A 6,572-nucleotide genomic window follows, 5' to 3' on the forward strand; every position below is an offset into this window, starting at 1 on the left:
GGCTACACGGTGAGGTTGAAGTTCGGGTTCTTGCCGTAGATCGACATCGCGGTCAGGACGACCACGACAACGATGGTGATCAACGACAACCGCATCGACCGGCCGACCGCTTCACCGACGCCGACGGGGCCGCCGCTTGCGGTGTAGCCGTAGTAACAGTGGGTGGTCATCACGACCACCGCGACGAGGATCACCTCCGCGAACGACCAGGCGACGTCGTCGAGGCGCAGGAATGTGTGGAAGTAGTGGTTGTAGGTACCCGCGGACTGCCCGTAGAACAACACCGTGGTGGCCTGCGCGGATAGGAAGGCAAGGGTGATCGCCAGCCCGTAGAGCGGGATGATGACCACGAGCCCCGCCACTACCCGGGTGGACACCAGATAGGCGATCGACCTGATGCTCATCACTTCGAGCGCGTCGATCTCTTCGCTGATGCGCATGGCACCCAGTTCGGCGGTGGCCCCGGCGCCGACGGTAGCCGCCAGCGCCTGACCGGCGGCTACCGGTGCCACGAACCGGACGTTGACCATTGCGGCCAAGAAGCCGGTGAACGCCTCGACACCGATGTTGCCCAGGGACGCAAAGCCTTGGATGGCAACCAATGAGCCCGCCGATAGGGTGATGAATCCGACGATGGCAGCGGTGCCACCGGCTACCGCCATTGCGCCGGTGCCCATGCCCATCTGGGCGACCATCCGGACGAACTCTCTGCGGTAGCGGTGCAGCGCGAAGGGGATCTGCGCGACGGCGCTCAGGGCGAACCAGATCATTTGCCCGATGTCGACCATTTGCCGCGCCGGGGCGTCCCCGTATCGCCCGACCGTGGCGGCAGCCCGGGGGAAGCGCGCACGCAGTATGGCGGTTGTGGTCATTTCAGCGCCCCGTTCCGAACCGGACGCCGATGGTGGTCAGCGCGGCGTTTACGGCGAATAACGCGATGAAGCAGAGCACCACGGTCTCGTTGACGGCGGTGCCGAGACCTTTGGATCCGCCCCGCACGATGAGGCCGCGATAACAGCCGACCAGGCCGGCGATCAGCCCGAACGTCGCGGCCTTGATGTTCGCGATCACCACCTCGGGCAGGCCGGTGAGCGCTGTCAACGTGGAGAGGTAGGCACCGCTCGAGACGTTTTGCAGGTACACGCTGAAGAGGTAGCCGCCCCCCAGGCCGACACCGATCACCAGACCGTTGAGTAGCACCGCGACGATGGTCGAGGCGACGACGCGGGGCACCACCAGCCGGTGGATCGGGTCGATGCCGAGCACCTCGAGCGCGTCGATCTCTTCGCGGATGGTGCGGGCGCCGAGGTCGGCGCAGATGGCGGTGCCTCCGGCACCGGCGACTACCAGCACCGTGACGATCGGGCCCAGTTGCGTGACCGCGCCGATCCCGGCGCCGGCACCGGAGACGTCGGCGGCGCCGAACTCGGCCAGCAAAACGTTGAGGGTGAAGATGAGCAGCACCGTTTCTGGGATGGACACCGCGATAGTGGGCAGCAGCGACACCCGCATCAGGAACCACCCGTTCCAGATGAACTCACGCCACTCGAACGGCAGCATCAAGGCTTTGGCGGTCAACACGCACATTCGGAAGAACCCGCCGGCCACTTCGGCGCCCGGCCGGACATGGCTGCCCAATCTGCCGGTGAACACTTTCGAGGTAGTCATCGGCCCAGCCCCGACGTTCTTGTGACCGGCAGCTGCCGTGTCTGTGACACATGGCTTGCCACAAGATATTTCGCGCTCGGCGGGAGCGGCGACGATCTCCGGGCTCTGCGCTCGGGGTAGTGATGCATGGCTTCTTGGCGGAGTTCGCGCCGCGGCGCGTCACCTCGTCCGCAACGCCGGCCGACCATGTGACCCTCCCAACCGGCAGCGTCAGTACTTGCCCGCCGGCTCCATGCCGCCCTCGTTAGCGCCACGCAGCCACTATGGCATCAGACCGTACGGTCAGTCAATCTATCTATTCGCCTCTGCTGATCGGCTCTTTTGACCACCGCCCTCGCGACCGGCCGCCATACTCGCATTTCATCTATCCACCAGGGGTTTTGGCGATTAAGCGGCCGCCCGCCGCGGGAGTGCCCGAGGGTACCTGGAGCGGGGAAAGCTGCTGGTTGGCGCTGAAATACCGACTACACGTACAGTCAGGTTTCTTGAGGAACGCCGTCAATGTTGCCACCGTCGGGGCCCGCTTGAGCCACCGACGGACGAACCGCACGGAAATACCTCTACTGACAATTGCCTTGCAGTGCAGAGTATTCGGCGGCTAACCGGTCAATCCGTTGCGCCCGTTACTGTGGCAAGGCATTCGTGCACCACCGAGACGACTTCGGCGTCGGGGTTCGCCCACTTGCTGAGCGCCAATCGGTCGAGCAGCAGCCCGCCGAGGAACACATCCACGAACGCGGCCCCCACTTGTTCGGGTGTCCGAGAAGCGTTGGGGTCGAACCACACCCACATCCACTCCAGCGATCCCCACAGCTGTAACGCCGCCAGTTCGACATCCACGTTCCGGAACACACCGCTGTCCACTCCGTTGCGGATCTCGTCGACCGTCAGCGTTTGCAGATGGTCGCGCAACTTGCGCACTTCCTGCATCGCCGGGTCGTCGGACAACTGAACCACTTCACGTTGACTTGCCACCGTCGCGTTGCGGGCGATCACCTGAAATAGCGCGGAGGTGTAGATGACTGCGGCGATACGTTCGTGTGGGGCCGCCAGGCGTCCCCACACCATGTGCAGCACATCGAGCTGGCGGGCGAGGTGCGCTTCTTCCAGCTCCCGCAACATCTGCGCTTTGGTTCCGAAGTGATGAACGATGGTGCCCTTGGACATGCCAAGCTCGTCGGCGATATCGCCGATATTCGTTCTGTCGTAACCACGTTCGGCGACATAGCGGACAAACGCGTCGAGAATCTCGCTACGCCTGCCAGGCGATCTGGGCATCTTCCACCTTCGGCATAAACTAACCGTACGAACGGTCTATCATAACCGCCGCGATGTGAGTATCCCCCTAGCTGGTGCCGCGTCGGGCCGCAGAAGTTGCGTTGCCGCCGTCTCGCCAACCCCGCCATGTGTTTGCATTTTCGAAAGTCGCTCCCCCGTAAGCGTTTACGGCAGGCTGAGCCGAGCGATCGACCGGCTCAACCGTGAAACACTGGTTGCATCCGAAAGCCATCAGTTCACCAAACTGATGCATTTGACGCCTGTCAAAGCGCATGCCGGGGCCACCCGACCGCGACGGTTCACGCCACAGCAGCAGAATGCACGAAACATTCCCACACCGACTGAAGGACGCCGAACGTTGCAGCTTGGGGGCTGTCCGAAAGTCAGAGGGCCTGCAACGTCCGGCAGCCGTTGGTTCCGAGCGGCGCAGTTACGACATACAAGTTCGAACCGGGTGCTGACTTGATCTCACCGGCGGTGTACATGGTCATGAGTTCTCGGCCATCGGTATCAGCGACGCAAACGTAGGTGTCGGTCTCGGCGTCGTAGTCGAAACTGTCCCAGGCCAATACGAAAGCTAAGCAGTTACCCTCGCGGTCAGCGACGACGAGCTTGTGCACACCAGACTTTTTTAGTAGCTCGGCATCCTGCGCGCGCTGCTGAGGGACGCCGTTGTTGTGGACAGTTAGGCTGTTTAACATCTACGTACTCCCTTACCGAGATTATCTCCGTCCGGGGCGCTCAAGAAAACTCCGAACCTACCGGACAGTACTCGCGTGTCAGTGCGTCTGACCAGGGCATTACGGCCCCCCTTGAGAATTCGAAGGTCACCAGTGCAGCGAATCGCCGGTTGATCGCGGCCTACCCCGAGTTGTCGAGATCTTTGAGCCGGAGGGCTACGACGCGTCTAATGAATGCGACAGTTGCGCCGATTCAGAGGAGAGTCAGCTATGTCCGCCGGAGGCACCAAAACGCTGGCTTCAAGTCTCTGGGATAACAAGCCAGCAAGGTGGGCGATCAAATCGCTTGGCACCGTGGCCGCCGCGATATTCATGGCGGCCGTGACCCCCGCGGGTCCCTGGATTGTCCAGTCCGTACACGATTTGATCTGGGGGCGGGGTCCACTTGTCGTAGCGCACACGGAACCCATGCTGGACGGCATTGACCCGCCCGATACCTGGGAACTGGTTGTACCGGATCCACACGCGCTGCCGCCGGTGCCGCGCCCTTCCCCACCACAGCTACCGGCGGGCAAGGATTGCGCAGACCTCTGGCACACGGGTTTGAAAGCAAACGGCCAGCCACCAAACAGCGCAAAATACAAGCTCACGCTTTGGGGACAAACCGATGTGACCATCGTCGATCTGCGAGCAGAATTGCTGCGCCATTTCCCTCCGTCCGGCGGCGCCCTGCTCAGGTGTGCCCCATCGCGAATGGGACCGCCGGTACCTGACGAACCGACCTCGTGCGATCTCAGCCAGCGACTCGACGCTGATAGGTACGCGCCATGCACGGTCAAAGACGCCGCCGGGCAAGTGGCGCTGTTGCGAAACAGCAAGACAATCCCACTACACAAAGGGGGCGATTCGACCACGTTGCAAGTGAATGTGAAGTTGCCCAACGATTCCGTCGAGTGGAAACTCGAAGTCCACGTCACGACGCCGGACGGAACCGACCGGTGGGTCGACGTCGGAAGAAACTTTCGAAGCACAGGTTTGCGACAAATGAATGCCGGCCAGTTTTACGACGAATACATATGTGCCAGTGAATTGGGCGTTATCAGTTGGAAACCCGGGGACCCCACGCCGCCGCCGCCGCAAGTTTCGCCGTCGGAAGCACCCCGGCCGTAGTTTCGACCGGACGGTGAACCCCTCACGGCGCCCGGCTGGGCGGTGCGGTCCAAAGCAGCGACAATGGCCAGATGCCCACCGAACCCTCACAACCGCGGGCGGCCGCGGCGAAACCACCGCGACCACTCGTCACGCCCGAGGACTTGGAAAGATTCGGCGACGAAGAGCAGATGCGCGAGGCGTCGGACGAGGGCCGACTCCGCGACGAGCAACCGCCGCATCACCGCTAGCCCGCCAGCCGATGCCGCTGACCATCGGGCCTTAGGCTTCGGATTCGCAACGACGCGGCCAGGGTGGGCCGGCTATTCGGTTGTGATGCAAGGTTTTTAAGAGCAATCGGGTATCGCACTGCAGTGCCGACTGCGCGGGTGTATCCAGCTGGCTGATGGTCTGCAGGTACCCAACATGAAAGATGATGCGGCCGTGGGGCGCTCACGGCCGACACGCCCTAGCGCGACTCGATTTGCCGGCCGCACGGAAACCCACGCGGCAAGCATGCGGCGGCAACTACGGAAATCCTATGCGGCGATTGGGTTTTCGGGCCGAATTCCTCACCGAGGATGATACCGACCGGGAGCGCCTAGGTGCTAATCGTGCAGGTACGTCGCATTAGGCCTTCGGTGTCACACCAGTCCATTCGTGCCGTCGTCACCCAACAGCAACCCACCCGCGCCGCCCGGGCCGGGAAGCCCCTGTGACGACGGTGTTGCACCCGTTCCGGCATTACCGCCATTACCACCATTACCGATCAGCCAAGCAGCACCGCCAGCGCCACCGTTACCGCCGGTGCTGCCCGTGAATGACGCGTCCCCGCCGGCACCGCCATTTCCGCCGAGGCCTATCACCCCGGATTTACCTCCACGGCCTCCGTTGCCGCCTGCGCCTGCCGCAGCAAAGCCCCCGGAACCGCCTGCAGCGCCCTCCCCGCCAGACCCGAAGGCGAGGCCCGCATCGCCTCCATCACCGCCCGCACCCCCGTTGGTGGCGCTGGCGCCGCCGCGACCGCCGTCCCCGCCGGGTCCCACCAAAATGCCTCCATGGCCACCGTTCCCGCCGGCTCCGCCATTGCTGAAGCCCGCGCCCCCGACAGCGCCGTTGCCGCCGGCACCAAATAAACCGGCCGCCCCGCCGTCCCCGCCAGTCCCGCCACTCGCTGGTTGACCGTTACCTCCCACGCCTCCATCACCGCCCGAACCTAGTAGGAGGCCGCCGCGGCCGCCGATCCCACCAGCGCCGCCGTTATGGCCGCCGGCACCACCGGCACCACCGACCCCGCCGTCGTTCAACAACCCGCCGCCGCCACCGGCACCGCCGATCCCACCGTCACCGGATTGGCCGCTCCCGCCGGCACCTCCGTCGCCGCCCGAACCCAACAGCAGGCCGCCGCGGCCGCCGACGCCACCAGCGCCGCCGTCGTTGCCACCGGCACCACCGGCACCACCGTCACCGCCGTCGTTCAAAAACCCGCCGGCCCCACCGGCGCCGCCGAACCCACCGTCACCGTCGTGGCCGCTGCCTCCAGCGCCGCCAACTCCACCCGGACCGACCAGGCCTCCGGTACCGCCGGCCCCACCGTCTCCGCCGTTGCTGGCACCGGCTCCACCGGCACCCCCGACCCCACCACGGCTTAACAGGCCGCCGTCGCCTCCGGCGCCGCCAACCCCACCGTGACCGAATTGGCCGTTACCGCCGCTGCCACCGCCACCACCTTGTCCGTACAGCAGGCCACCGTCGCCGCCGTGCCCGCCGGCTCCGCCATCACTTCCGGCCCTCGCG

Annotated in this window: 7 protein-coding genes; 2 read left to right on the forward strand and 5 right to left on the reverse strand. The window is 64.5% G+C overall.

Going from position 1 to position 6,572, the window contains the following annotated elements:
* Positions 1-2 precede the first annotated feature (2 nt).
* From BST12_RS15235 to BST12_RS15250, 4 genes are all read right to left on the reverse strand, one after another.
* Positions 3-872, reverse strand: coding sequence for an ABC transporter permease (locus tag BST12_RS15235; RefSeq protein ID WP_083113953.1), 870 nt, complete (start codon positions 870-872; stop codon positions 3-5).
* 1 nt (position 873) lies between these two features.
* Entirely contained in the window at positions 874-1,587 is a 714-nt protein-coding gene (locus tag BST12_RS15240) for an MlaE family ABC transporter permease (protein WP_372511073.1), read from the reverse strand.
* Between the two features lie 687 nt (positions 1,588-2,274).
* Entirely contained in the window at positions 2,275-2,946 is a 672-nt protein-coding gene (locus BST12_RS15245) for a TetR/AcrR family transcriptional regulator (protein WP_083113955.1), read from the reverse strand.
* A gap of 383 nt (positions 2,947-3,329) precedes the next feature.
* Complete coding sequence (locus BST12_RS15250) at positions 3,330-3,647, reverse strand: hypothetical protein (RefSeq protein WP_083113956.1); 318 nt, start codon at positions 3,645-3,647, stop codon at positions 3,330-3,332.
* A gap of 249 nt (positions 3,648-3,896) precedes the next feature.
* Between BST12_RS15250 and BST12_RS15255 the strand changes: the two genes are divergently transcribed.
* Together BST12_RS15255 and BST12_RS32005 are read left to right on the forward strand one after the other, a co-directional pair.
* A complete protein-coding gene (locus BST12_RS15255) occupies positions 3,897-4,796 on the forward strand; it encodes a hypothetical protein (protein ID WP_083113957.1) in 900 nt (299 codons plus the stop codon).
* A 71-nt stretch (positions 4,797-4,867) separates the two neighbouring features.
* On the forward strand, positions 4,868-5,026 hold the full coding sequence (locus tag BST12_RS32005) for a hypothetical protein (RefSeq protein WP_170062129.1): 159 nt from the start codon (positions 4,868-4,870) through the stop codon (positions 5,024-5,026).
* 393 nt (positions 5,027-5,419) lie between these two features.
* On the opposite strand, the gene BST12_RS32010 is transcribed toward BST12_RS32005, so the two are convergent.
* Positions 5,420-6,572, reverse strand: a 1,153-nt coding sequence (locus BST12_RS32010; protein ID WP_170062127.1) for a hypothetical protein, incomplete at its 5' end; no start/stop codon positions are given.

Source organism: Mycobacterium angelicum (genome assembly GCF_002086155.1).
In the GTDB taxonomy this organism is placed as follows: domain Bacteria; phylum Actinomycetota; class Actinomycetes; order Mycobacteriales; family Mycobacteriaceae; genus Mycobacterium; species Mycobacterium angelicum.

Excerpts from the sequence above, each read along its gene's own strand:
- BST12_RS15235 (WP_083113953.1), bottom strand. The coding sequence starts at position 872 with ATGACCACAACCGCCATACTGCGTGCGCGCTTCCCCCGGGCTGCCGCC.
- BST12_RS15240 (WP_372511073.1), bottom strand. The coding sequence starts at position 1,587 with ATGTGCGTGTTGACCGCCAAAGCCTTGATGCTGCCGTTCGAGTGGCGT.
- BST12_RS15245 (WP_083113955.1), bottom strand. The coding sequence starts at position 2,946 with ATGCCCAGATCGCCTGGCAGGCGTAGCGAGATTCTCGACGCGTTTGTC.
- BST12_RS15250 (WP_083113956.1), bottom strand. The coding sequence starts at position 3,647 with ATGTTAAACAGCCTAACTGTCCACAACAACGGCGTCCCTCAGCAGCGC.
- BST12_RS15255 (WP_083113957.1), top strand. The coding sequence starts at position 3,897 with ATGTCCGCCGGAGGCACCAAAACGCTGGCTTCAAGTCTCTGGGATAAC.
- BST12_RS32005 (WP_170062129.1), top strand. The coding sequence starts at position 4,868 with ATGCCCACCGAACCCTCACAACCGCGGGCGGCCGCGGCGAAACCACCG.